The sequence below is a fragment of the Burkholderia sp. FL-7-2-10-S1-D7 genome, assembly GCF_001524185.1.
In the GTDB taxonomy this organism is placed as follows: domain Bacteria; phylum Pseudomonadota; class Gammaproteobacteria; order Burkholderiales; family Burkholderiaceae; genus Burkholderia; species Burkholderia diffusa.
This window is the reverse complement of the sequence record NZ_LOWY01000087.1, coordinates 36,597-60,925: the sequence shown is the minus strand read 5'-3', so window position 1 is coordinate 60,925 and position 24,329 is coordinate 36,597. Positions and strand designations below refer to the sequence as shown.

General features: G+C 63.6%; 20 protein-coding genes and 1 pseudogene. 9 read left to right on the top strand and 12 right to left on the bottom strand.

The features are described from left to right. Positions 1-318: 318 nt before the first annotated feature. Together WS75_RS26100 and proP are read left to right on the top strand one after the other, a co-directional pair. Positions 319-1,386 (top strand): porin, encoded by a 1,068-nt coding sequence (locus WS75_RS26100; RefSeq protein ID WP_059684691.1) that lies wholly within the window; start codon positions 319-321, stop codon positions 1,384-1,386. A 489-nt stretch (positions 1,387-1,875) separates the two neighbouring features. Next, complete coding sequence (gene proP, locus WS75_RS26095; protein WP_059684688.1) at positions 1,876-3,345, top strand: glycine betaine/L-proline transporter ProP; 1,470 nt, start codon at positions 1,876-1,878, stop codon at positions 3,343-3,345. Between the two features lie 244 nt (positions 3,346-3,589). On the opposite strand, the gene WS75_RS26090 is transcribed toward proP, so the two are convergent. The 3 genes from WS75_RS26090 to WS75_RS26080 are packed head-to-tail and all read right to left on the bottom strand — an operon-like array spanning position 3,590 to position 6,508. Then, positions 3,590-4,942, bottom strand: coding sequence for a TRAP transporter large permease (locus WS75_RS26090; protein ID WP_059449222.1), 1,353 nt, complete (start codon positions 4,940-4,942; stop codon positions 3,590-3,592). Positions 4,943-4,946: 4 nt separating this feature from the next. After that, on the bottom strand, positions 4,947-5,525 hold the full coding sequence (locus WS75_RS26085) for a TRAP transporter small permease (RefSeq protein ID WP_059684685.1): 579 nt from the start codon (positions 5,523-5,525) through the stop codon (positions 4,947-4,949). Further along, positions 5,522-6,508 carry a TRAP transporter substrate-binding protein gene (locus WS75_RS26080; RefSeq protein ID WP_059684683.1) on the bottom strand — a complete coding sequence of 329 codons (987 nt, stop codon included), beginning with the start codon at positions 6,506-6,508 and terminating at the stop codon, positions 5,522-5,524. The genes WS75_RS26085 and WS75_RS26080 overlap by 4 nt, the downstream gene beginning before the upstream one ends. 382 nt (positions 6,509-6,890) lie before the next feature. On the opposite strand from WS75_RS26080, the pseudogene WS75_RS32890 reads away from it, so the two are divergent. Then, positions 6,891-7,085: pseudogene (locus WS75_RS32890) on the top strand (hypothetical protein); the annotation flags it as partial. Positions 7,086-7,261: 176 nt separating this feature from the next. Next, positions 7,262-7,456 carry a hypothetical protein gene (locus WS75_RS26075; protein ID WP_059684682.1) on the top strand — a complete coding sequence of 65 codons (195 nt, stop codon included), beginning with the start codon at positions 7,262-7,264 and terminating at the stop codon, positions 7,454-7,456. A gap of 116 nt (positions 7,457-7,572) precedes the next feature. Here WS75_RS26075 and WS75_RS26070 read toward each other — a convergent pair whose 3' ends face one another. After that, positions 7,573-8,253 (bottom strand): GntR family transcriptional regulator, encoded by a 681-nt coding sequence (locus WS75_RS26070; RefSeq protein WP_059684680.1) that lies wholly within the window; start codon positions 8,251-8,253, stop codon positions 7,573-7,575. 357 nt (positions 8,254-8,610) lie between these two features. Further along, entirely contained in the window at positions 8,611-8,994 is a 384-nt protein-coding gene (locus WS75_RS26065; RefSeq protein ID WP_059684678.1) for a hypothetical protein, read from the bottom strand. Positions 8,995-9,415: 421 nt separating this feature from the next. Here WS75_RS26065 and WS75_RS26060 point away from each other — a divergent pair, with 421 nt between their 5' ends. Together WS75_RS26060 and WS75_RS32885 are read left to right on the top strand one after the other, a co-directional pair. Continuing rightward, entirely contained in the window at positions 9,416-10,588 is a 1,173-nt protein-coding gene (locus WS75_RS26060; RefSeq protein WP_156429890.1) for a hypothetical protein, read from the top strand. 357 nt (positions 10,589-10,945) lie between these two features. Then, complete coding sequence (locus WS75_RS32885; protein WP_082729736.1) at positions 10,946-11,956, top strand: hypothetical protein; 1,011 nt, start codon at positions 10,946-10,948, stop codon at positions 11,954-11,956. Positions 11,957-12,139: 183 nt separating this feature from the next. Here the strand turns inward: WS75_RS32885 and WS75_RS26045 are convergent, their stop codons facing one another. After that, positions 12,140-12,742 (bottom strand): J domain-containing protein, encoded by a 603-nt coding sequence (locus WS75_RS26045; RefSeq protein ID WP_059684671.1) that lies wholly within the window; start codon positions 12,740-12,742, stop codon positions 12,140-12,142. Positions 12,743-13,012: 270 nt separating this feature from the next. Here WS75_RS26045 and WS75_RS26040 point away from each other — a divergent pair, with 270 nt between their 5' ends. After that, complete coding sequence (locus WS75_RS26040) at positions 13,013-13,936, top strand: recombination-associated protein RdgC (protein WP_059684669.1); 924 nt, start codon at positions 13,013-13,015, stop codon at positions 13,934-13,936. A 289-nt stretch (positions 13,937-14,225) separates the two neighbouring features. On the opposite strand, the gene abaF is transcribed toward WS75_RS26040, so the two are convergent. Next, positions 14,226-15,605: a fosfomycin efflux MFS transporter AbaF gene (gene abaF / locus WS75_RS26035; RefSeq protein WP_059684667.1), complete on the bottom strand. Its 1,380-nt coding sequence runs from the start codon at positions 15,603-15,605 to the stop codon at positions 14,226-14,228. A gap of 591 nt (positions 15,606-16,196) precedes the next feature. On the opposite strand from abaF, the gene WS75_RS26030 reads away from it, so the two are divergent. Continuing rightward, positions 16,197-17,138 carry a dihydrodipicolinate synthase family protein gene (locus tag WS75_RS26030; protein ID WP_059684665.1) on the top strand — a complete coding sequence of 314 codons (942 nt, stop codon included), beginning with the start codon at positions 16,197-16,199 and terminating at the stop codon, positions 17,136-17,138. 147 nt (positions 17,139-17,285) lie between these two features. Here WS75_RS26030 and WS75_RS26025 read toward each other — a convergent pair whose 3' ends face one another. The 4 genes from WS75_RS26025 to WS75_RS26010 all read right to left on the bottom strand — a co-directional run bounded on the left by WS75_RS26025 (position 17,286) and on the right by WS75_RS26010 (position 21,942). Beyond that, positions 17,286-18,659 carry an MFS transporter gene (locus tag WS75_RS26025; RefSeq protein WP_059684663.1) on the bottom strand — a complete coding sequence of 458 codons (1,374 nt, stop codon included), beginning with the start codon at positions 18,657-18,659 and terminating at the stop codon, positions 17,286-17,288. A 223-nt stretch (positions 18,660-18,882) separates the two neighbouring features. Next, positions 18,883-19,224 carry an NIPSNAP family protein gene (locus WS75_RS26020; protein WP_059684699.1) on the bottom strand — a complete coding sequence of 114 codons (342 nt, stop codon included), beginning with the start codon at positions 19,222-19,224 and terminating at the stop codon, positions 18,883-18,885. 14 nt (positions 19,225-19,238) lie between these two features. Beyond that, complete coding sequence (locus WS75_RS26015) at positions 19,239-21,020, bottom strand: FAD-dependent oxidoreductase (RefSeq protein ID WP_257129455.1); 1,782 nt, start codon at positions 21,018-21,020, stop codon at positions 19,239-19,241. A gap of 85 nt (positions 21,021-21,105) precedes the next feature. Further along, positions 21,106-21,942 (bottom strand): SDR family NAD(P)-dependent oxidoreductase, encoded by an 837-nt coding sequence (locus WS75_RS26010; RefSeq protein WP_059684661.1) that lies wholly within the window; start codon positions 21,940-21,942, stop codon positions 21,106-21,108. Positions 21,943-22,125: 183 nt separating this feature from the next. Here WS75_RS26010 and WS75_RS26005 point away from each other — a divergent pair, with 183 nt between their 5' ends. Beyond that, entirely contained in the window at positions 22,126-23,025 is a 900-nt protein-coding gene (locus WS75_RS26005) for a helix-turn-helix domain-containing protein (protein WP_059684660.1), read from the top strand. A gap of 78 nt (positions 23,026-23,103) precedes the next feature. Here the strand turns inward: WS75_RS26005 and WS75_RS26000 are convergent, their stop codons facing one another. Beyond that, on the bottom strand, positions 23,104-24,276 hold the full coding sequence (locus WS75_RS26000) for a 4-hydroxybenzoate 3-monooxygenase (RefSeq protein ID WP_059684658.1): 1,173 nt from the start codon (positions 24,274-24,276) through the stop codon (positions 23,104-23,106). Between the last annotated feature and the right edge of the window lie 53 nt (positions 24,277-24,329).

Genomic DNA, 24,329 nt, shown 5'->3' with positions numbered 1-24,329 from the left:
GCGCTCGCTCGCCAAGGGCGAGGCGATCACGCAGGACACGTCCACGCTCGAGAACCCCGCGATCCTCGAGCAGCTCGGCCAGTCACGCTGAATGACGGGGCCGGCATCCGCCAGCCTTAACCAATCTCTTCGACGCACGCGCGTTCTGGCGGCCATCCCCGCCATGAACGCGTCGCATGCGGCCGACACCCGGCCACGCACGTGCGTTCCGCCGCGCCCCATCGTGCGTATGCGGCCCGCGCGCCGGACACCGCTTCGCGGCGGTCCGTCGCATTCCCCGTTCAATGAATCGACGTACAACAACACTGGAGACACTCAATGAAAAACAGAATCGTGATCGGCTGCGCCGCGCTGGCAGGCGCGATGGTCAGCAGCAGCGCCTTCGCACAGAGCAGCGTAACGCTGTACGGCAACCTCGACGCCGCAGTGCTGTACACGAGCAAGACGCTCGGCGCCGCCACCGGCGCGAACGCCGGCCATCAGTTCGCGATGACCGACACCGGCATGACGCCGACGACGTTCGGGATGACCGGCACCGAGGATCTCGGCGGCGGACTCAAGGCGAAATTCCAGCTCGAAAGCGGCTTTGCCGTCACCAACGGCGCGTTCGCCCATTCGAATGGCAACTTCTTCGGCCGCCAGGCGTGGGTCGGGCTCGACGGCGGCTTCGGCACGGTCAAGGCCGGCGTGCAGTACTCACCATTCCTGCTCGCGATCTTCGATTCGGATCCGCGCAGCTTCTCGCACTTCGGCAGCGGGCTGATCAACTACGTCGACAACGTGCTGGTGACCGGCCTGTTCAACCCGAACGCCGTGTCGTACACCAGCCCGACGATCGCCGGCCTCACCGGCAGCGCGATGTTCGCGTTCGGCGGCAAGGCCGGCGACTTCCAGGCCGGCCGCCAGTATTCGGCGAGCCTCAAGTACGAACATGAGGGCTTCATGATCGACGCCGCGTTCTACGACGGTAACGACGGCACCAACCCGACGCCGACGCCGAGCACCGTCGCGTTCGTCGGTCGCACGATCGGCGCCGCATACCGCTTCGGCCCCGTCACCGCGAAGGCGTCGTTCACGAGCTACAAGGTCGGCGGATCGTTCAGCAACAACGTGTATGGCGGCGGCCTCGATTACCAGGCGACGCCGGCCGTCGACCTGAACGGCGGTGTCTGGTTCACCAGCGATCGCAACGACACGGCCAATCACTCGCTGCTCGCGGCCGTCGGCACGACCTACAGCCTGTCGAAGGCAACCGCGCTGTACGCGCAGGTCGCGATGGTCAACAATCACGGTGCGATGAACACCGGGCTCGGGATCAACAACGCGCTTTATGCGGTCACCGGGACGACCGTCGGCGCGAACGTCGGAATCCGTCATATGTTCTGATGCACTGGTGGCGGTTTTGGTGCCGAATCGCCACCGCTCTTTATTCGCAGTCCGAATTATTTCGCGCCGAGTTCGGTACACTTAGACGCGTTCGGATTCGGCGCGATCGCCATCGCGCACGAATCCGTGCCCGACGTAACGTTCATCTCATGCCTGCACGATCCGCCACGTGCAGCATCCACGCACACGGCAAGATCAGCGTCCGGTATAGACCACCATCGGCGCGGCCCGGACCACTACGTGCCGAACCTGCTGATACCCGGAGTTGCCCGGCTGCGCCATCCGTGTCGTTTTCGACCGGTTTCCGGGCGCATGACCGATAGTCCGCGTTTCCCGTTTCTCTACACTGCTTCACACCAGCACACACCTGCCGGATGCCGCATGACGCGTGCCGCATCACCGACATCACGGCGACCCCGAGACAACCGCCTTCGTTCCCGACGGTTCCGCATCCGCTCGGCCAGCCGAAGGCTCCTCCAGGAGCGTTCTTTGAGTTCATCGCAAGCGCACCCCGCGAAAGCCCGGTCTTCGCGCAAGTCCCTCAAACTGGAAGACATCACGATCGTCGACTCCGCCGTCCTGAAGCGAGCGGTCGGAGCCATGGCGTTCGGCAATGCGATGGAATGGTTCGACTTCGGCGTCTACAGCTATATCGCCGTCACGCTCGGCAAGGTGTTCTTCCCGTCCAGCAGCCCGTCCGCTCAGCTGCTCGCGACCTTCGGCACGTTCGCGGCCGCGTTCCTCGTGCGCCCGCTCGGCGGCATGGTGTTCGGCCCGCTCGGCGACCGCATCGGCCGCCAGCGCGTGCTCGCCGCCACCATGATCATGATGGCCGTCGGCACCTTCGCGATCGGCCTGATCCCCAGCTACGCGTCGATCGGCATCATGGCGCCGATTCTGCTGCTCGTCGCCCGCCTCGTGCAGGGCTTCTCGACCGGCGGCGAATACGGCGGCGCCGCCACCTTCATCGCCGAATTCTCGACCGACAAGCGCCGCGGCTTCATGGGCAGCTTCCTCGAGTTCGGCACGCTGATCGGCTACACGCTCGGCGCGGCCACCGTCGCGATACTGACGGCGACGCTCTCGCAGGAAGCGCTGCTGTCGTGGGGCTGGCGTGTCCCGTTTTTCATCGCCGGTCCGTTGGGCCTCGTCGGCCTGTACATCCGGATCAAGCTCGAGGAGACGCCCGCGTTCAAGAAGGAAGCCGAAGCGCGCGAAGCGGACGAACGATCGCGCCCGAAACAGTCGTTCGGCACGCTGCTCATCGAACAGTGGAGGCCACTGCTCCAGTGTGTCGGCCTCGTGCTGATCTTCAACGTGACCGACTACATGGCGCTGTCGTATCTGCCTAACTACCTGTCCGCGACGCTGCACTTCAACGAAACACACGGCCTGTTCATGGTGCTGCTCGTGATGGTGCTGATGATGCCGATGACGCTTTACTCCGGGCATCTGTCGGACCGGCTCGGCCGCAAGCCGGTGATGATGTTCGGCTGCGTCGGCCTGCTCGTGCTGTCGGTGCCCGCGCTGCTGCTGATCCGCTCCGGCGGGATGCTGTCGGTGTTCGGCGGGATGCTGATCTACGGCACGCTGCTGTCGACCTTCACCGGCGTGATGCCGTCCGCGCTGCCCGCGCTGTTCCCGACTCGGATCCGCTACGGCGCGCTCGCGATCGGCTTCAACGTGTCGGTGTCGCTGTTCGGCGGCACGACGCCGCTCGTCACCGCATGGCTCGTCGATCGCACCGGCGACCTGATGATGCCGGCCTACTACCTGATGGGCGCGTCGTTCATCGGCATCGTGTCGGTGCTCGCGCTGCGCGAAACCGCACGTCGGCCGCTGCCCGGCTCCGCGCCGTGTGTCGCGAGCCGCGCGGAAGCGCAGGACCTGATTCGCCGCGGCGTTGACGAGGGGCGCGTGCGCGACCGCAAGTTCGCGCCGGTCGGCGAACGCGCGTAATCCAGTGATGCAGTGACACACGCCGTTGCGTCGTCATGCGACGCCGCGCGGCCTTCCTCGCGGGCGCCGCGCATGGCGGCAACCGATCACGCCCGCCATCTTCACCGTCTCCGACGGCGGCCGCGACGGCCCGCCATGCTGTCTTCATGTCGATGTGAATGCGCCGCGCGTGAAGCGACCGTTAACGTGTTCGCGGCACCGGACAACCTCGGTCGTCCGATGCCGCGACGGGCGAAACGCACGGTCAGAATACCGCGTGCCCGCTGATGAGGCTCGGCAGCCACGTGGAGAAGAACGGCATGTACGTGACGATGTTGATCGCACTGAAGATCGCGAGGTAATACGGCCACGCCATCTTCGTCGTCTCGCCGATCGACACGTTGCCGATCGCGCAGCCGACGAACTGCACCGAACCGATCGGCGGGTGAACGAGACCGAGCGAGCAGTTCAGCAGCAGCATGATCCCGAACTGCACCGGCCCGACACCGCACGCCATCGCGATCGGCAGGAACAATGGCGTCGTGATCAGGATGTGCGCGGCCATGTCGACGAACGTGCCGAGGAACACCTGAATGATGTTGATGTACAGCAGCATCAGCCAGGGCGCTGCGGTCGACTGCTTCAGCAGCCCTTCGATCGCATCCGGAATCTCCAGGTACGACATCTGGAAGCGCAGCATGTTGGACACGGCGATCAGCAGCAGCACGACGCCCGTCGTGCGCGCCGCATGCGACAGCGCGCGGCGCAGTTTCTCGACGGTCAGCGTGCGGTACACGATCGCGGTCAGCACGAGCGAATACACGACGGCGATCGCGGCCGCTTCGGTTGCGGTGGCGATCCCCTTCGCGACGCACACGAGGATGATCGCGATCACCATCAGGCCCGGCACCGCGCCGACGAAGCTGCGCAGCACCGCATACCAGCCCGGAAACGCCGGCAGCGCGGACGAACCGTCTTCACGGCGCGGATAGCCGTGACGCACGGCTTGCCAGTACGCGGCGGCGAGCACGAAGCCCATCACCCACAGCACCGGCAGGAGGCCGGAAAACAGCAGGTCGCCGATCGACACGCCGCTCACCTGCTGGCCGTGCAGCATCCCCGTGATCCCCTGTGCGGCGAACGCGTAGATGATCATGTTGGTCGACGTCGGCATCAGCGCGCCGGCGAGCGACGCATGGGTCGTCACGTTGACCGCGTAGGCCGCGCTGTAGCCTTCGCGCTTCATCAGCGGAATCACCACGCCGCCCATCGCGGACGTATCGGCGGTCGGCGAGCCCGACACGCCGCCGAACAGCGTGCACGCGACGACGTTGGCCATCCCGAGGCCGCCGCGGAAGTGGCCGACGGTTGCCTGCGCGAAACGCAGGATCCGGTCCGCGATGCCGCCGTGCAACATCAGCTCGCCGGAGAAGATGAAGAACGGCACCGCGAGAAACGAGAACGCGTTCATTCCCGAGATCATCGACTGCATCGCGGTCGCGATCGGGAGCCCTTCGACCATATAGGTCAGCACGCAGGCAATCCCGAGCGCGAACGAAACGGGCACGCCGAGCACGAGGAAAATCAGAAAACTGACGGACAGGATCGCGAGTTCCATGGCGTTATTGGCCCGACGAAGAACGACGAAGCGCGAGCAGGTGCTCGAGCGAGAAGAGGATGATGGCGATCGCCGCGGGAATCGTGATCAGGTAGCGCACGCCCTCGGGCAGCCCGATGATCGGAATGCGGTCGCCCATCGTCTCGGCGGCCATGCTGCCGCAGCCGACCATGATCGCGATCGCGAACGCGATCAGGCTCAGGTGCTGGATCGCGATCACCACGGTGCGCGCGCCCGGCGACAGGCGCCGCACGAGCGAGTCGAGGCCGATGTGGCCGCCGTCGCGCACCTTCATGGCCGCACCGAACATCGCGATCACGATCACCAGCAGCAGCGCGATCGGCTCGACGAAATCGGGCGCGTTCTCGAACACGTAACGCATCACGACCGCGTAGAACACCAGCACCGTGAGCGCCGCGAGACACAGCGACGCGACCACGGCCAGCGCGCGGAACAGCAGGTCGTTCACGCAACGCAGGAGCGGCGCCCCCGCGCGCGGCCGGCACGGTGCCGCACCATCCGCGACGGCCGCATCCGGCGAGCCCACGGCCGCCGCGCCATTCAGGGAGGTGCGACGGGTCACTTGGTTGCCTCGATCTCGTCGACGATCTGCTTCATCTGCGGCGTCTTCTCGTACTTGGTCCACAGCGGCTGCATCGCCTTCACGAATGCCGCGCGATCGATCTGCGCGGCGGGCAGGATCTTCGCGCCGCCCTTCGTCACCGTCTGCTGCGCCGATGCCTCGCGCGCGGTCCACAGCTTCTGGTAGTACGGCACCGAATCGGCCGCGGCCTTCCTGATCGCGGCCTGTTCCTGCGGCGACAGCGTGTCCCAGATCTTCTTCGAGAACACCAGCACTTCCGGCGTCATCGCGTGCTGCGTCTCCGAGTAGTCGGGCGCCACCTCGAAGTGCTTGGTTTCCTCGTACGACGGCAGGTTGTTTTCCGCCGCGTCGACGAGGCCCGTCTTCAGGCCCGTGTAGACCTCGGCGAACGGCATCGGCGTCGGCGTGCCGCCCATCGCCCTGATCTCGTCGACCATCAGGTCGGACGGTTGCACGCGCACCTTCAGCCCCTTCATGTCGGCGGGCGTGCGCACCGGGCGCTTCGCGTAGATCGAGCGCGCGCCGCTCTCGTAGAACGTCAGCGCGATCATCCCCTTCGCCGCGAACGCATCGAGGATCTTCTGGCCGGCCGGGCCGTACATCGCCTTGCGGAAATGGTCGACGTCGCGGAACAGGAACGGGAATGACGGGATCAGCGACTCCGGCACGATCTCGTTGAACGACGCGCCGTTCACGCGCGCCATGTCGATCGCGCCGATCCGCACCTGGTCGACCGTGTCTTTCTCGGAGCCGAGCGCACTGTTGCCGAACACCTTGATCGAGTCCTTGCCGCCCGTCAGCTTCGACAGCTCGTCGCCCATGTACTTGACCGCCATGTTGGTCGGGAAGCTGTCGCCGTGCACGTCCGCCGAGCGGAACACGCGGGCCTGCGCGGACACCGCGAAGCCGGCCATCAGCGCGACGGCCAGTGCGGTACGGGAGCGGGTGAATCGGGGCTTCATCGTCAGTCTCCTTGCTGTTGCTCGTTGTTTGGCGGCGATCCGGTCGGCATCCGCATGGATCGATGCACGGTCTTCGCGAAATCACAGTCATACGTTGTATGACGTGTCGGAGCGAATGTACGTCGGTTAATCGTTTAACTCACTTGGTGCATACCCTATAACGGGCTCTGTAGCGGGCTTGCGGCGGAGTATGGGAAAAAATCGTCTCAAATCGGCGGACTATCTGCGAAACGTTTTCCGGAAACAGGTCTGCATTTGAATCGGTACGATGTTGAATCGCTTTCGCGAGACCGGGAGCCGGCTTTCGCTCCTATTTCATTAGTCATAGGATGACTGACTACGACGCATCCCTGACCGCACGACGCCAAGCCAGGACGATCAATCGGACGCGAACCTCACGCTGCACAACGTGAACCTGCCGGTTTTGGCGTCGACCACGAGCCGCGCCGTCGGGAACGGCCAGGCAACGCTCAATGTGCGTCCGGCCAATCTGGTCGACTGCAGCAAGGCATTCGTCGACTTCCCCGGAATCAACCAGTCAGACCCGTTCCGCTCGACGTGGGCGCCGCCGTTGTAACGATGATGCGATGACGACGAATCCCCGCCGTCATGCGGGGAATCGCGTCACCGGGGCCGGTGCGCCCGTCGTTGCGCGCTTCCGGCATGCGGGCCGGCGCCTGCGCGCGTGCACACGCCGCGGGCACGCGCGATGCGTGCTCGCGGCGACATCGGTAATGCGGATGGAGGTATGCGATGCAGACGACCAGAACGTCGGACGGGCCGGATCAGGACACGCCGCTGAATCCGGACGACGAAGGGCCGCCCGATGCGCCGGGCGTGGGCGAGGATCAGTGCGGCGTGTGCCGCGGCACGGGCATGGTCGAAGGACATCCATGCATGGTGTGCGGCGGAACGGGCAAGGTACTGCAGGGTATTGGCGGCGGATAGGCGAACGACACGCCTGCAGGCTGGTGCCGCGATGGCCGGCCGCGCCTCACATGCGACGCCTCGGCACTGGAATCTGCTGCAACGCGGTGTTCACGGCGTCCTGGCCGGACGCGCGCTCAACGACCGAGGCGTCGATCCCGCAGGAACGCGTTCAGCTCGCCGCCCGCATGCTCGATATGCCGCTTGAGCAGCGATGCCGCCGTGCGCGTATCGCCCTTGCGGCACAACGCGACCAGTTCGGCGTGTTCGGATTCGGCCACGTCACGTGCGGCCTGGGACAGCGACAACTGCACGCGCGTGTAGCGGTCGGTCTGCTGCAGCAGCGACGCGACGATCGCCGCCGTCTTCGGCTGGTCGGCACGCGACAGCAGCACATGATGCAGCTCAGTGTTCAGTTCGCCCCAGCGCCCAGACTGGCTCGCATGCAGCACTTCGCTGTACTCCTCGAGGATCGCATCGAGCCGCGCGAAATCCTCGGCGGTCAGCTTCGGAATCGACTTCTTCAGCAGCACGGGTTCCAGCAGCGCGCGCAGTTCGAACAGTTCGGTGATGTCTTCCGGGGACAGTTCCGAGACGATCGCCCCCTTGTGGGGCAGGATCTTGACGAGCCCCTCGCTCTCGAGCTGCACGAGCGCTTCCCGCAGCGGGATCCGGCTGATGCCGAGCTCGGTCGCCAGCGCATCCTGGCGCAGCTGATAGCCGTCGACATACTCCCCTGTCAGGATACGGCGGCGAATTTCGTTCGCCGCGGCTTCGGCGCGCGTGGCGTAGACAAGAGGAGGGCGTTTCTCGTTCATGTTCAGACTGGGGAAAGGCGGTCAGGCAGATGCCGGCGCGGCGGCGGATATTGCATATTTTCTACAATATTAGCAGAGCGCCCGTGTCGTCGAGCCGCCGCCGCATGGGGCTTCACGCTGTCGCGCCCTGCGTTCGGCTGCCTGCGTATGTCGGTTGCCACCCCATTGCTGGCAGTCGAGGCGTTGCACTTCCGAGGGCAGGTATCCGATGCACAACGGTCACTCGTTCCGAAGATCCGAAAGCTTGTCCTTCCACCGCGGATCGGGTGCAGCAACTGCAAGCCGGGCGCACCACCTGACCGAGCCCACTCTAGTCCCGTACCCAGCACGACTTGAAACCCCAATGGCTAGCAATGGTCAGAGATCTCCGCGCACTTCACCGGTTCCCAGCGCGCTCCGCTGCCGGTTGACTTCCGCCCAAAGCTCATCGCTGTCGTCATCGCGCAGCAGGACCATGTTGTCCAGCTGATCGTCGGTCACGCCGAAGTATTCCAGGATTTCCCGGCGAACCGCATCGATGAACTGCGCGTATTCCGGGGTCGCCTGAGCCTGCGCGTGCAGGGCGTCGTATTCTGCATCGTCCGCGCCGCCGCCGTGCTCGTCGATATAGCGCGAGATCCACTGGTCGCGTTCGCGGTCGTAATCGGCCTCGGCGCGCATCGCTTGCACAGCCGTGTAGAAATCCAATTGGGCAAACGCGGCGATCGCCGCCGTTGTCGCCTCGTCGAACGTAGTCGTCATTCCATCTCTCTTGTTGATCATGGCACATCATCGCACGGGTCGCATCCGGACAGGTGCCGCGAATTAGGACAGTGCAACGCGCCGCCCGACGCCGACGTTTGGCCCGTGCAGCCTCGCGCTTGTTCAGCGGCCGTATCGGCGTGTCATGCTTCTGTTCTGCACATGTGTCAACGCATCGTCATTGACGGGAATGACCGTTGAGTGGGCGAAGCCGACGTCTGGGCGTCCGAGCAAACATGGAATCGATCGGTCGCGCGTGGCCAGCTGCGGTCAAAAGCGACTGACCGCTGCCGACCCGAAGCGGACCTTCAGACCTACGACAGCGAGATGGCAGCTTTGTGGAGGCTACGGACATATACTCTTGTCGAGCGGTCCTGCCTCGTTTGTGATTTACCTATCCAATGTTGGCTCAAAAAGCGACATGTCACACGATCCTCCCCCCAAAATCAAGAAAGCTGCCTTGTTGACAAGCGCGGCAGTACAGGTAGTGGGGCAATTTGCCCAGCAAGCGAGAGCAGCATCGGTTGATGCATCACTCTTGTTGAAAGCGCAGAAAGAATTTGCTCGCTTGAAAGACAGGGAGAGCACGTTCATTGAACGTTACGGACACGCTCGCATGCCCGTGTGCTGCAGATTTGACGGCAAGTGGATCGTTGCAGTGGGCGGCAGCCTCTACAGACAGGTGCAAGACGATCCATACGACTTCACTAACGTCATACACGACCACGCGCTACTGTTCTTTGGCGAGCCGTTTCTGCAAGCTGAGGAAAAAAAGCCGCTGGCCCAACGCCATCCCGCGATGCAGTGGATGCATACCTATGTAAGCCATCGTCAAAGGGTTTTGCAAGAAAAGAGTCTTGATCCCAGAGCCTCCCAAATCGGAAGTGGAGCAGCGTGGTTTCGGCTCGCTTACGACTTGTTCACGATAGGTGATAACTCGACGCTTGAGCGCATGCTAAAAGCTCGACTGCTGGACTCTCGATTCTTTCAGGCCGCTCGACATGAATTAAAGGTCGCCGCGATGTGCGTCGTAGCAGGCTTCACACTCGAGTTCGAAGATGAACAAGATAACTCACGACGACACCCCGAGTTCATCGCAAATGATCGATTCTCCCCAATAAAAATCGCTGTAGAGGTAAAGAGCAGGCACCGCAGAGGAATTCAAGGCTTCAACGGCGGCCGCGACATTGGGCCGGGTGATCAAGTTGACATCAGAAAACCACTGCTGGAAGCTTATAAGAAAGACGTAGACCTACCTTTTTACGTCTTCATCGATACAAACCTGCCGCCTGCTGAGGACGAGTCGATATGGAATAGATGGATGGCTGAAATACGCGATACCATGCTTGATCTCGATGCAGAGGGCTACACTGATCCTTGCCCCGCCAATGCAATATTCTTCAGCAATGATCCGTCGCATTATCTAGCAGAGCAGCAGATCGGCAACGATGCCGACCGATTGTGGATTACGTACTACGCCGCAAAGACTCCACGCGTTCCCCACCCCGGGCAAGATATCGTTTCTCGCCTGATGAGAGCGCACGAACAGCGACTGTGCCCACCAGCGGACCTGAGCGAATTCGTGGTTCGATGATTGAACGGCGAACGGCCGTTCCGGGGGGCGGAGCCGACGTCCGAACGTCTCGGCGACACGACGTGTGAAAGACTCTTGATGGCCGACTACAGCCCGACGGCGAGCCGTTGTCGGATGCTGGCTTCGAACGGACTGCATCCGGCGGAAGCCGACCCTGAACGGTCGGCTAATCAGCGATCTGTCTAATGGCTGCTTCCGCGTGTGATCGGTCATACAGAACGCGGCGGCTAGAATGAACGGAATTGTTTGAGCCCGAGGTTAGGCGCCGTTGTGCGGGCGGCCGCTACGGAGCCTGATCTCGCCAAGCTTCTTCAGCGCTTGGTCTGATCAACGCCTGAACCAACCAAGGGACGCAGCATGTTCGAAAACGACACCAAAAATCAACATTTCGTCACCCAGGCCGAGCAAAGGCTCAACGCCGCCAATCCCGAGGCTGATGATAAAAATAAGCGCATTTATTCGTTCAAACTTGTCGACCGCGAAAATTACGAACTTGCTCTTGAAAAACCGGACGGAAACCGTATCAGTAAAAATTTGTCGGCCTCGGATATTTTTAGTTTTGATGTAACAGGCAACAGCGATAAACGGTTTAATTTTGAAGCATTATTTCAAAAGTACGAAGGCCATGTTGCAACACATACCAGAAATCTTCTAGATAAGCTCAAGGCAAACAACAAAGACATAAATACCGAAATCATCGATCTGTTTTCTGCCAAACTGCTGAACTTCGTGAGAAATCCGTTCTCGGTTGTAAAGATCATCAACACGTTTCCTGGCCTTGCCGCACACGACCCGACAAATCCAGAGCTGCTCATAATGTACCGACGCATTGTTGATGGAAGGAAACCGCATCAAGCACACCGATGTTCGGAACTCGGGATAAGCAATGTACAGTATCACGAATGGCTGAGAATTCTGTTCATGTTGCTCGTGCCGCTGGAAAACGGGCAGCCCAATTTTTTTGATCAAATCGTAAAAAAATTATTTGAAGACCGAGACAATTATCTAGCCGTCTGGGTCTGTGAATATGATCACGAAAGCTGCCTACTTCCTGACCGGGGATATAGTCAACCGATTGCCAATGGCCCGCATATGGCATTTTCTTTCAATCTGCGTCGGAATGCTTTCATAACCTACATTTTTGCCGATCCTCGTACGCTTCTGGACGGCAAGGCGCATCCCGAGTTCCTGGACCAGGTGCTTGGTGATCGAAAGTCGCTTCCCTTTAAGCCGATTGATGTTCAATTTTTGCGCAACAACCGTGAACTGCTTGCCATCTATAACGGGCACGTCGTCTACCAGTGTCACGAGCGGGTATTTTGCGCGGTCAAAGATGGACTGGTCCTGCCTCAACGTAGACGCGAATGACCCTTATGTAATTGGATGCACCACTCGAGTGTCCATCAGCGGCATTGGATGACTGACTGCTGATGACCGAATACTGCCCAATTAGCCGTCAATTCATGAAGCAGTCGATCAAAAAACCTCCCCCGAAGTTGGCACCGATCGCGTTCGAGTTCTGCGTTCGCAGAACTGGTCACACACCAAGGCTCACCGGCGCAGCCCGAACACGCCGTGCCAGAGAGCGCTGAAAAAGTCCGTATGCGTGTGTTCGCCACTCCTTCGCGCGTCGCTCTTTGACGCCTGCGCCGATGCCGCCTGTGTCGCCCTCTCGTCGCATTGCGGCATCTGCTCATCACGCTCCCCGTCCCGCGATGCGCCCGGCTGGCGCGACGCATGCAACTCGACCACGCTGCCGGCAATGCGCTCGGCGAGTTGAACATCGCAATCACGGCCGAGCAGAACACCGAACACGACGTCGCGGTTGTGCCCTTGCTCGGCGAAGCGCATCGCCCATGCCACGAACCGCGCATATTCCGCTTCGCGCTCCGCGTTCAAGCGCTCCTCTTCTTCGCGAAGCCGTGCGTGACGGAGCATTTCCTCTGCGTAAGCGGTGTCATAGACGCGGCGCAGCTCCGGGTCCGAGAGAATCGCGTATGCCTCCTTGATCTCCTGAAATCGCGCATGCGCGTCCGCTTCGCACCCGACGTTACGGTCGGGATGCGCTTTCATCGCCGCCTTTCGGTAGCCTCGCTTGATTTCCTCGTTGGTCGCGTTCTCGCACACACCGAGCAATTCATACATGGTCGTCATTGTGCGTCGGGATGAAAGTCGGATCGCGTTGATCGTAGCATGTCGCCGCAGCGCCAATCCGGCGGGTTGAGAATTCACCGGGTTCTGAACACCCTGAGTGCAGGTCAGGAGCGCTTTGGCAGATGACGGAATCTGAATCATTCTCATCGGAACGACCGTTTGCCGACTGGAGCGGTCGCTAGACTGTCCGAATGTGCATGCAGGTGAACGGCGCTTCATGGCCGGTAACCGTCACCGTCATATAGAATGCTTCGCTTTGCCCGCACGCCTATGTGGTTCAAGAACCTTCAGCTTCATCGTCTCCCGGCACCGTGGGCCGTTACCCCCGAACAGATGGAAGAATGGCTGGCGCCGCACGCGTTTCAGCCGGGCACCAGCGTCGAGATGCAGCGCTTCGGATGGGCGTCGCCGCGTGACGACGGCGCGCTTGTGTATTCGATCAACCGGCAGATGCTGCTGACATTTCGTGCCGAAAAGAAGCTGCTCCCGGCCTCGGTCGTCAATCAGGTGACCAAGGCCCGGGCGCTTGAAGTCGAGGAGCAGCAAGGCTTCAAGGTCGGGCGAAAACAGCTGCGCGAACTCAAGGAGCAGGTGACCGACGAACTGCTGCCGCGCGCGTTCACCATTCGCCGCGATACCCGCGTGTGGATCGATACTGTGAACGGCTGGCTCGTCATCGATGCGGCTGCACAGGCTCTTGCCGACGACGTCCGCGGCCTGCTCGTCAAATCGATCGATCAATTGCCGCTCGCCGGCGTTCAGGTGGCGCTTTCGCCGGTTGCCGCGATGACGGATTGGCTGCTGTCCGGCGACGCGCCGGGCGGGTTCACCGTGGACCAGGACGCCGAATTGCGCTCGAGCGGCGAAGGCGGTGCCACGGTGCGATACGTCGGCCACGCGCTGGAAGCGAACGACATGCGCCGGCACATCGAGGCCGGCAAACAATGCATGCGCCTCGCCATGACCTGGAATGACCGAATCTCCTTCGTGCTGACACCTTCGCTGACGATCAAGCGCGTCACACCGCTCGACGTGATCAAGGAAGCGACGGATCCCACCGCGCAGAACGACGACGAACGCTTCGACTCGGACGTCACGCTGATGACGGGTGAATTGGGGCGGATGTTGACCGATCTGGTCGATATCTTGGGTGGTGAGCGGCACGACGCGATTCATCAGGCGGCAGCAGCCTGAACCTCGCCGGCTGTCAAGGATCATCGCCCGGCGGCGGCGAGACTTCGCACTAACGCGACATGTCGATCAGGTCCGTCGCCGCTCTGGCGCGGGTCGCGGCTGCGCGCTCGGGATCCATAGGAGACCAGATCAACTCCTGAACGCGGCCGTGATCCGCCAGGTCGCCAGGCAATTCGTATAAGGCCACCGACCGTCTTCCCCGCTCTCCCCCGGAAATCCGCGCTGAACCGCAAAAAAGCCACCCTCGCGGGTGGCTTCGGTGCGTTCAACCGGGCTTCGGCTGCATACGTTACGCGTGGGTCCGCCGGCTCGCCTCGGCATCGACGTCGCGCAGCGACTTGCCGCGCGTTTCCTTCGCGAGACCCACGCAAACGATCGAGATCGCCGCCGCCGCGACCAGATACAGCGCGATCGGCGTCGACGAGTGATAGCGCTCGAGCAACGACAGCCCGATCAACGGCGCGAGCGAGCCGGCCATCAGCGGCGCGACCTGGTAGCACAGCGACAGCGCGGTATAGCGCACGTTGGTCGGGAACATCTCGGTCATCAGCGCCGAGTACGGCGAGTAGGTCATCGATTCGATGAACAGGCCGAGCACGATCGCGGCCATGATGATCCAGTCGTTGCCGGTGTCCATCATCGGGAACGCGACGAAGCCCCAGCCCGCGGTCAGCACCGCGCCGGTCAGGTATACGGGCTTGCGGCCGACGATGTCCGACATGAGCCCCATCAGCGGGATGAAGAAGAAGTGGATCGCGTTCGCAGCGAACATCAGCTTCAGGATCCGCGTGGTATCGAAGCCGACGACCAGCTTCAGATAGGTCAGCGAGAACGTGACGACCATGTAGTACAGGATGTTCTCGGCAAAACGCGCGCCGATGCCGATCAGCACCTGCCGCCAGTGGTACTTCAGCACGTGGCCCACGCCGAGCTGCCTTTCCTGCTTCTGCGCGCGGCGCGCCTGCGCTTCCTTGAAGATCGGCGCATCGTCGACCTTGCGGCGAATCCAGAAACCGATCAGCACGACCACCGCCGAGAACCAGAACGCCGCGCGCCAGCCCCATGCAAGGAAGTCGGCCTCGGACAGCGAGCTCGACAGCACCAGCAGGATAATGGTCGCGACCAGGTTGCCGGCCGGCACGCCGGCTTGCGGCCAGCTGGCCCAATAGCCGCGGCGGTTGTCCGGGCTATGCTCGCTGACCAGCAGGATCGCGCCGCCCCACTCGCCGCCGAACGCGAAGCCCTGGATCAGGCGCAGCGACACCAGCAGCACCGGCGCCCAGTAGCCGATCGCATCGAAGGTCGGCAGGCAGCCCATCAGGAACGTCGTGATGCCGACCACGATCAGGCTGACCTGCAGCAGATACTTGCGGCCGAACTTGTCGCCGTAGTAGCCGAACACCAGCCCGCCGATCGGGCGTGCGGCGAACCCCACCGCATACAGCGCGAACGCCGCGAGCAGGCCGTCGATCGGGTTGCCCGTCTTCTTGAAGAAGTGCGTGCCGAACACCAGCGCCGAGGCCGTTCCATACAGGAAGAACTCGTACCACTCCGCCACCGACCCGACCATCGACGCCGCGACGACCCGCTTCAATTCCCGTTTCGACGCCGTGTCCTGCACGGCCGCCGCACCACCAGGCGAGACTGCCTCGCCGACCTGACTTGTCATCTCCGTATCTCCTCTCGTTGTCTTCCATTTCCCTTGACGGGCCGGTTCGCGGGTAAGCGCGCCGAAAGATTTTATACAATATCCAATACACAATCCAAGCAATCTCAAAAATGCTTTCGGCGGAAATGCGACACGTCGGCGAGCCGCCGCCGGCCATTCCAAGAGCCTGCGGAGGAACGGATTTCGGTCAGATGAAAGCGCGACGGGAACGGGCTTGCGCAACGCTGGCCCGGCTTCGCGGGCATCAGGTGGAGTCGGGACGCGCGTCGCGCCGCCTTCGCCGGGATCGCCCGCCATCCTCGCCGGAGGCCGCCGTGGCGCGGTTCGCCGCCCTCGCCGATGCCCCGAAACCAAGGCCTGTGTCATGCCCTTTTTATTTTATATTGTATAAAATATGCGAACTGGCTAGAATGCACTCGTCGATGGCTGACTTTCGGGCGAAACCGGAGGCAACGTTTCGGCACCGAGGCACGCAAGAGGTGGCCAGCCGCCGTCCGGATCACGTGAAGCACCGACGAGACGGCGAGCGCGCGTACTGCCCAGGTTGTGCCAGCAATGGCAGTTGACCCTATCTGAATGTGAGGAAACGAGATGAGCGACAACATTTTTACCGGCACCATTCCGGCCCTGATGACGCCGTGCACCGCTGACCGTCAGCCGGATTTCGACGCGCTGGTAAAGAAGGGCAAGGAGCTGGTGGCACTCGGCATGCGCGCGGTGGTGTACTGCGGCTCGATGGGCGACTGGCCGCTGCTGACCGAAGCGCAGCGCCAGGAAGGCGTCGCGCGCCTGGTCGAAGCCGGCGTCCCGACGATCGTCGGCACCGGCGCGGTGAACTCGAAGGAAGCCGTGTCGCACGCCGCGCATGCCGCGAAGGTTGGCGCGCACGGCCTGATGGTGATCCCGCGCGTGCTGTCGCGCGGCGCATCGCCGGCCGCACAGAAGGCACACTTCGCCGCGATCCTGAACGCCGCGCCGAACCTGCCGGCCGTGATCTACAACAGCCCGTACTACGGCTTCGCAACCCGTGCCGACCTGTTCTTCGAACTGCGTCGCCAGCACCCGAACCTGATCGGCTTCAAGGAATTCGGCGGTGCGGCGGACATGCGTTACGCAGCCGAGAACATCACATCGCAGGACGACAGCGTGACGCTGATGGCCGGCGTCGACACGCAAGTCTTCCACGGCTTCGTGAACTGCGGTGCCGCGGGCGCGATCACCGGCATCGGCAACGCGCTGCCGCGCGAAGTGCTGCAACTCGTCGACCTGTGCAAGAAGGCTGCGCAAGGCGATGCGGTGGCACGCGTCCGTGCGAAGGAACTGGAATCGGCGCTGGCCGTGCTGTCCTCGTTCGACGAAGGCTGCGACCTGGTCCTGTTCTACAAGCACCTGATGGTGTTGAACGGCGACAAGGAATACACGCTGCACTTCAACGAAACCGACGCACTGAGCGACGCGCAACGCAACTACGCGGAAGCGCAGTACACGCTGTTCCGCAACTGGTACGCGAACTGGTCGAAGAGCATCGCGTAAGCGCGCTCGCACGATGCAGTGCAAGACGCGGCCATGACACGGCTGCGTGATGGAAAGGGAAAGCCACGGATCGCTCCGTGGCTTTTTCTTGTCTACGCCCCGCCCTGAAGCAGCCCGCCGGCACACGCTCGGCAGGCATCCGCCGCGTCAGTGTTGCTGCACGGCCGCGCCGCTCGCGCGCTCCTGTTCCGTGAGTTCCGTGCGGCAGCGGCCGATCGCGTGCAACGCACCGGCCGCGACGAGCGCCGGTACCGCAAGCAGGCTGAACACATCGCCGAAGCGCCAGCCGAGCCCCATCAGCATCGCGCCGGCGAACGCGCCGGCCACGCCGCCGATCCGTCCGATGCCGAGCATCCAGGCCACGCCCGTCGCGCGGCAATGCGTCGGATACAGGCTCGCCGCATAAGCCGACATCGACGTCACCGCGCTCGTCACCACGGTGCCGCACAGGAAGATCAGCGTGCCGAGCCACGCGGCATGCCCGATCGTGCGGCTCGCCACGAGCACCAGCAACGCTGCGACGACATACGCAAACACGATCGTCCGGTTCGGATTGAAGCGATCCATCAGCCAACCGACCCCGAGGTTGCCGAGCACGCCGCCCAGCGGGAACAGCGACGTCATCAGCGCGCCGCCTTCGGCGCTGAAGCCCGCATCGCGAAGCAGCGTCGGCATCCAGTTGGTCAGCAGGTAATAGATCAGCAGCCCCATGAAGTAGGCCGCCCACAGCATCAGCGTCCGCGAACGAAACTGCGCGGACAGCACCTGCGCGAGCGCGGACGCCCCGCCGGCCTGCGGGCGCGCGCCGGCGGCCACAAACGCACGGTCGTCGAAGCGCTCGTTCGGTGCGATCCGTGCGAGGATGCGCGCGATGCGCGCATGCGTGCCCGGTCGTGCCGCGAGATACTGCGCCGACTCGGGCAGCAGCATCACGAGCACGACCGCCAGTGCGATCGGCCCGATGCCGCCCGCGGTCAGCACGCTTTGCCAGCCGAAGTGCGGAATCAGCCATGCCGACGTGATGCCGCCAACCGCGAGCCCGCACGAGAAGCCGCAGAACATCGCGTTGACGGCCACGCCACGGATCCGGGCCGGCGCATATTCCGCCATCAGCGTGACGGCGTTCGGCATCGCCGCGCCGAGGCCGAGCCCGGTCAGGAAGCGAAAGGCGGTCAGCGCCTCGATCGACTGCGCGTGCGCGGACACCATGCTCCACGCGCCGAAGCACGCCACCGACAGCACGAGCACGGTCTTGCGGCCGAGCCGGTCCGCGCAGGGGCCGGCGGCGAGTGCGCCGATGCCGAGCCCGGCCAGAGCCGCGCTCATCACCGGGCCGAGCGCGCTGCGCGCGATGCCCCAGTCGTGGGTCAGCGCCGGCGCGATGAAGCCGATCGCGGCCGTGTCGTAGCCGTCGGCGGCCACGACCAGAAAGCACAGGATCAGGATCAGCCACTGGCAGGGGGAAAAGCGTTCGGCGTCGATGAACGACTGCACGTCGAGCGTACGCGGTTGGGTTTTCATCGTGTGTCTCCTTCGATCCGGGTGCAAGACGGCGCTGATGCGCCGCACGCACGCGGACATCTCCATGTTCATGTTTCGTTGCAGGCCCGGTGCCCGGGTATCGTGCGCAGGTCAGTCAGGCGGAGAATCCCCGGCGCCGATGCCGTCCGCGCAGCGCGTCACGATTGCCGCCCTCTCCACGCGAATGGCGCCCATGTCGTATCGGGGTGTCGTCGTCATGGGCTCAACGCGTGAGGTACGCGAGGCTCGGGAACTCGACGCGGCGGATGATGCGGCTCTCCTGCGCGACGATCAGATGGCCGGACGCCTGCAGATACGCGGGCCAGTCCGGATCGGCATCGCGCGCGGTGCGCCGCGCATCGTAATCGGCGATGCTGTCGTAGCCCCACAGATGGACAACCTGGTTCAACGCGCCGATGTCGCTCATGTAGAAGCCGACGGGCGCGCCGAGATACTTCACCTGGATCGGCATCGCGAGTCGGTCGAAGATCTCGACGAATTCGGCCATGCCGCGCGGGCGGATCGTATAGATGCGATGGTCGATGAATGCTTTCGCGGTAGTCATGATGTGCTCCGGGTTCACGCGGTCGCGCGCGCGTCGACGGGATGCGCCACGGCAGCGCACGGTGTCGGTTCGGTGAGGTTGGTCAGGTCGATGAGCCCCGCGATATGGCGCGCGCTCAGATAGCCGAACGTCATGATCGGACCGAGCGTGATCCCTGCACCTGGGTAGTTTCCGCCCATGATGCTGGCGCGATCGTTGCCGACCGCGTACAGGCCCGCGATCGGCCGGTCGTCGGCGGCCAGCACCTGCCCGACCGCGTTGGTGCGGATTCCGTCGAAGGTGCCGAGATCGCCCATCACGACCTTCAGCGCGTAATACGGCCCGTCGCCGAGCGGCGCCACGCACGGATTCGGACGATGGTTCGCGTCGCCGAGATAGCGGTTGAACGACGTCGTGCCGCGGCCGAATTCGGGATCCTCGCCACGCGCGGCGTCGCGGTTGTAGCGCCGCACGGTTGCCTCCAGATTCGCCGCATCGATACCGGCCCGCTGCGCGAGTTCCGCCAACGTACGACCCTGCACGAGATAGCCGTTGCGCAGCAGCGGCCCGAGCGGCACCGGCGCGGGCTTCGCAAAGCCGAGCCCGTATTTGCGGATCGTTGCGCGATCGCACACGAGCCACATCGCCGTCTCTGTCTCGTCGCGACATGCGGCGATCATCGCCGCACCGACGTCATGGTAGGAATTCGATTCGTTCGCGAAACGCGTGCCGCGACGGGTCACGCCGATGACACCCGGCTTGTAGCGATCGAGCAGATGCGGAAACACCCCGAAACGGCCATCGGCGAGCGGCACGCGCGAAACGGGCATCCATGCGGCCGGTTGCGGATAGCGAATCTCCACGCGGCCGCCGGCCTGCTCGGCCAGTTTCGCGCCGTCGCCGGTGTTGCCGGCCGGCACGGGCGACAGATGCACGCCGCCGCTCGCAACGTGTGGATACGCACGCGCGATGCGCGCGACGTCGTGCGAGAAGCCGCCGCTCGCCAGCACGACCGCACGGCGCGCGGTAATGCGATACGTCTCGCCATCCGGCCCGACCATCGCGCCGGCGATGCGGCCTCCGTCGGTCACCAGTTCACGTGCGGGCGTGTTCGTCAGGATCGGGATCCCGAGGTCCAGCGCCGACTTCGCGAGTCGTGCAGCGAGCGCGTTGCCGCTCGTGATCTGCACGCCGCGCCGGTACAGCGCGAGATCCTTCAGATGCGCGGCGAGCCGCTTCGTCACGTACCACGCGGACTTGAGCGAGCGCGTTGCGTTGAAGAAATGCTTCAGGTCCGCATTCGACGAATTGAACATCATCCCGATAAACGTGATCGTCTTCAACGGCGGACGCAGGCGCGCGAGATCGCGCCCGAGCCGACGCGCGTCGTACGGCGCGGCGACGACCGAGCGGCCGATGTCGACTCCGCCTGGCTGGTTCGGGTGATAGTCGGGATACAGCGTCGGGACGAATTTCACGTCCGTTTCGCGCTCGAAGAATTCGAGCATGCGCGGGCCGTGCTCGAGAAAGGCCTCGATTGCCGCGTCGTCACGGAACGCGCCCGTTTCGCCGCGCAAATACGTGCGCGCCGCCTCGCGCGTATCGCGCACGTCGTTTGCACTCGCGTGGTGATTACCGGGGATCCACAGCACACCGCCGGAAAACGCGGTCGTGCCGCCGAAGCACGCGTCCTTCTCGACGACGATCACGTCGAGGCCGGCCTTGCGCGCGGTAATCGCGGTGGACAGGCCGCCCGCTCCCGATCCGATCACGAGCAGATCGCACGTGACGTGCTTCGAACGATGCCGATCGTTCATCATGTCTTCCTCCATGGATGGAACAGCCGCGCCGCCACGCCGCTGAACGCGGTGTGTCTGCATCACGCGCGGCAATGTCGTTGAACTACCTTGCGCCGGCACCGGCCTCATAGCCCGGCCGCGGAACGAGATCCATCAGCATCGCGTCGAGTCCACCGTCGACCACCAGCTCCGCCCCGTTCACATACGCGGCGCGCGGGCTCGCGAGAAAGGCGACGACGTTCGCGATGTCGTCGGGGCGGCCGATGCGCCGGCTCGCGGTCATCGCGCTGCGTCGCGCCTCGATGTCGCCGCTCTGATAGAACGATTCGGACAACGGCGTGCGGATCATCCCCGGGCACACCGTATTGCTGCGGATGCCGCGCGGACCCCACTCCGCCGCCAGCTGCCGTGCGAGCATCGCGACCGCTGCCTTGCTCGCGCTGTATGCACCGCTATGCGTCTGCGGGTAGCGCGCCGCGATGGACGCGACATGCACCATCGAGCCCGAGCCGCGCGCCAGCATCGCGCGGCCGAACGCCTGCGAGCAGAGCATGTAGCCGGTGAGATTGACCTGCAGCATCGCGTTCCATGCGTCCAGACTGATGGTCTCGATGCCGCCGGCACGCAACAGGCCGGCGTTGTTCACGAGTACGTCGACGGGACCGAAATCGCGCTCGACGCGTTCCGCCGCCTGGCTCACGCTCGCCGCGTCGCCAATGTCGCACCCGATCGCGACGACATCGCCACCTGCCGTGCGCAGCCGCTCCGCGACGGCGATCGTCCTGTCCGCGTCGCGGTCGAGCAGTGCGACCCGCGCACCGGCTGCCACGAGCGCTTCGACAATCGATGTACCGATGCCGCCGGCCGCCCCCGTCACGACACACACTTGCCCATCGAGACGAAGCCAGTCCGCCTGCCGGTTGTCTACTTGCGATATCATTAGGTTTCCTCTTTAAATAGGATTGAAATGTCCGGTTCGATCCTGCATGCGCTGTCGGAACGTCGCGCGATGCGTCAGTGGCAAGCGCTACGTCGATGAGAAAAGTATAGAAGCGCGCATCGCGCGAAAACTGGACAAAGGCCGCAAGCAACAGGACAATTTGTACACAGGAGGCCGCGCGGCATGAGGAGAATCCCTAACTACGATCTGTATGGCGAATCGGCTCGTCCGCCTTGGTATGACGCGTTCAACTTCGAATGGATACCGGAGCGCAGCCGGCCGAACGACTGGCATATCGCCGCGCACCGCCACGATGCGCTATTGCAGATTTTGTACATCCGCGGCGGGCACGGGCATGTCGTGATCGAGAGCGGGAAGCACACGTTCGCGCCGCCGTGCCTCGTGCTGCTGCCCGCGCAGACGGTCCATGCATTCGAGTTCTCGCCGCAAATCGACGGCCTCGTGGTCACGGTCGTGCAACACGCACTGGAAAAGCTGGTCAAGACGGTCGCGCCGGGTGCGCTGTCGATCCTGCAACGTGCGGCGATGATTCCGGTGAAGGGGCCGGACGCGAGCGTTTCGATGCTGATGCCGCTGTTCGCGTTGCTCGAACAGGAATTCCGCAGCACGTCACGCGGCCGCGGCGCGGCCGGGATGGCGCTGCTCGTCGCGCTGGTCGTGCATGTCGCGCGCTTGAGCGATCTCGCGGCAGCGCCGTCGCATGCCGGCATCGACCGGCGCGGGACGTTGCTGCGACGTTTTCGCGAGCTGATCGACGCGCATTTTCGCGAGCATCGACCGGTGGAATTCTATGCGGAGCGGCTCGGCGTGACGGCCGCGCAGCTTGCGCGCGTCTGCCGCGAAGAGCTGGGGATTTCGACGACGGCGGTCGTCAACGCGCATCTGATCCGGGAAGCTCAACGCGAGCTGGTGTATTCGAATCTGAGCGTGAAGCAGATTGCGCACGAGATGGGCTTTGCGGACAGCGCGTACTTCAGCCGCTACTTCCGCAAGCAGACCGGTCAGACACCGGGCGATTTCAGGGAATCGGCCCATCGCGACCTGATGCCCGGCCATTCTTGAACTGCCTCGATTCGGACGGTGGAGCCGGTCGCGACGCCGGGGTGTCGCGACCGGAAAAGCCGCCCCGCTAGCGGCGCGTCAGACCGCGACGGCGCCGACGTAGTTTTCCGCCATCGCCATCGCCGCCGAGCGCGACGTCGTCACGTGCTCGAGCTCCGCGACCTGCAAACGCTGCTCGAACGGCGACGCGTCGTCGAGACGATGCATCATGCGCGTCATCCAGTACGAGAAGTGTTCGGCGCGCCAGATCCGGCGCAGCGCGGTTTCGCTGTATGCATCGAGCAGGTCGGTGCGGTCTTCGTCATAGAACGCCTGCAACGCGGACGTCAGGATGCGCACGTCCGACACCGCGAGATTAAGGCCCTTCGCGCCGGTCGGCGGCACGATATGCGCGGCATCGCCGGCGAGGAACAGCCGGCCGTGCTGCATCGTCGTCGACACGAAGCTGCGCATGCCGACGATGTTCTTCTGGAAGATCCGGCCTTCCACGACGCGCTGACCGTCGGCGGAATCGACGCGCGCATGCATCTCCGCCCAGATACGATCGTCGGACCAGTTGTCGACCGAATCCTTCGGGTCGCACTGGAAATACATGCGCTGCACATTCGGCGAACGCGTGCTCACGAGCGCGAAGCCGCGCTCGTGGCGCGCATAGATCAGTTCGTCCGACGACGGCGGCGCCTCGACGAGAATGCCGAACCAGCCAAACGGAAAAACTCGTTCGTAGTCCTGCCGCAGTGCGGCGGGGATCATCGTGCGCGACACGCCCTGCGAGCCGTCGCAGCCGATCACGAAATCGCAGTCGAGCGTCTGTTCGACACCGTCGTGCACGAAGCGGATCGACGGGGCATCGGTCTCGATGCCCGAAATCGTCGTCCCGGATACGTTGAAGTACGGCGCACCGCCGGCCGCGACACGCGCGGCCACGAGATCCTTGAGCACCTCGTGCTGCGCATAGACGGTGATCGCCTTGCCGGTCAGTTCGGTGAGATCGATGCGGCGGCGCTTGCCTTCGAACGCAAGTTCGAAGCCGTGATGCAGCGCGCCTTCCGCTTTCATCCGGTCGCCGACACCGGCTTCGGTCAGCACGTCCATCGTGCCCTGTTCGAGCACGCCGGCGCGAATGGTGGACTCGATCTGTTCGCGGCTGCGCGACTCCAGGACGACCGACTCGATGCCGCGCAGATGAAGAAGATGGGAAAGCAGAAGGCCCGCGGGCCCCGCGCCGATGATGCCGACTTGCGTACGCATGAATGTCTCCGGGTGGAATTGATTTTGCGCAAGTTTGGCGGCGGCACGCGCTA

Coding starts and splice junctions, on each gene's coding strand:
- WS75_RS26045 (WP_059684671.1), bottom strand. CDS start 12,742: ATGACGACCATGTATGAATTGCTCGGTGTGTGCGAGAACGCGACCAAC.
- WS75_RS26015 (WP_257129455.1), bottom strand. CDS start 21,020: ATGAACGATCGGCATCGTTCGAAGCACGTCACGTGCGATCTGCTCGTG.
- WS75_RS26100 (WP_059684691.1), top strand. CDS start 319: ATGAAAAACAGAATCGTGATCGGCTGCGCCGCGCTGGCAGGCGCGATG.
- WS75_RS26000 (WP_059684658.1), bottom strand. CDS start 24,276: ATGCGTACGCAAGTCGGCATCATCGGCGCGGGGCCCGCGGGCCTTCTG.
- WS75_RS26005 (WP_059684660.1), top strand. CDS start 22,126: ATGAGGAGAATCCCTAACTACGATCTGTATGGCGAATCGGCTCGTCCG.
- abaF (WP_059684667.1), bottom strand. CDS start 15,605: ATGACAAGTCAGGTCGGCGAGGCAGTCTCGCCTGGTGGTGCGGCGGCC.
- WS75_RS32885 (WP_082729736.1), top strand. CDS start 10,946: ATGTTCGAAAACGACACCAAAAATCAACATTTCGTCACCCAGGCCGAG.
- WS75_RS26010 (WP_059684661.1), bottom strand. CDS start 21,942: ATGATATCGCAAGTAGACAACCGGCAGGCGGACTGGCTTCGTCTCGAT.
- WS75_RS26025 (WP_059684663.1), bottom strand. CDS start 18,659: ATGAAAACCCAACCGCGTACGCTCGACGTGCAGTCGTTCATCGACGCC.
- WS75_RS26080 (WP_059684683.1), bottom strand. CDS start 6,508: ATGAAGCCCCGATTCACCCGCTCCCGTACCGCACTGGCCGTCGCGCTG.
- WS75_RS26075 (WP_059684682.1), top strand. CDS start 7,262: ATGCAGACGACCAGAACGTCGGACGGGCCGGATCAGGACACGCCGCTG.
- WS75_RS26070 (WP_059684680.1), bottom strand. CDS start 8,253: ATGAACGAGAAACGCCCTCCTCTTGTCTACGCCACGCGCGCCGAAGCC.
- WS75_RS26040 (WP_059684669.1), top strand. CDS start 13,013: ATGTGGTTCAAGAACCTTCAGCTTCATCGTCTCCCGGCACCGTGGGCC.
- WS75_RS26020 (WP_059684699.1), bottom strand. CDS start 19,224: ATGACTACCGCGAAAGCATTCATCGACCATCGCATCTATACGATCCGC.
- WS75_RS26090 (WP_059449222.1), bottom strand. CDS start 4,942: ATGGAACTCGCGATCCTGTCCGTCAGTTTTCTGATTTTCCTCGTGCTC.
- WS75_RS26030 (WP_059684665.1), top strand. CDS start 16,197: ATGAGCGACAACATTTTTACCGGCACCATTCCGGCCCTGATGACGCCG.
- WS75_RS26065 (WP_059684678.1), bottom strand. CDS start 8,994: ATGACGACTACGTTCGACGAGGCGACAACGGCGGCGATCGCCGCGTTT.
- WS75_RS26060 (WP_156429890.1), top strand. CDS start 9,416: ATGTCACACGATCCTCCCCCCAAAATCAAGAAAGCTGCCTTGTTGACA.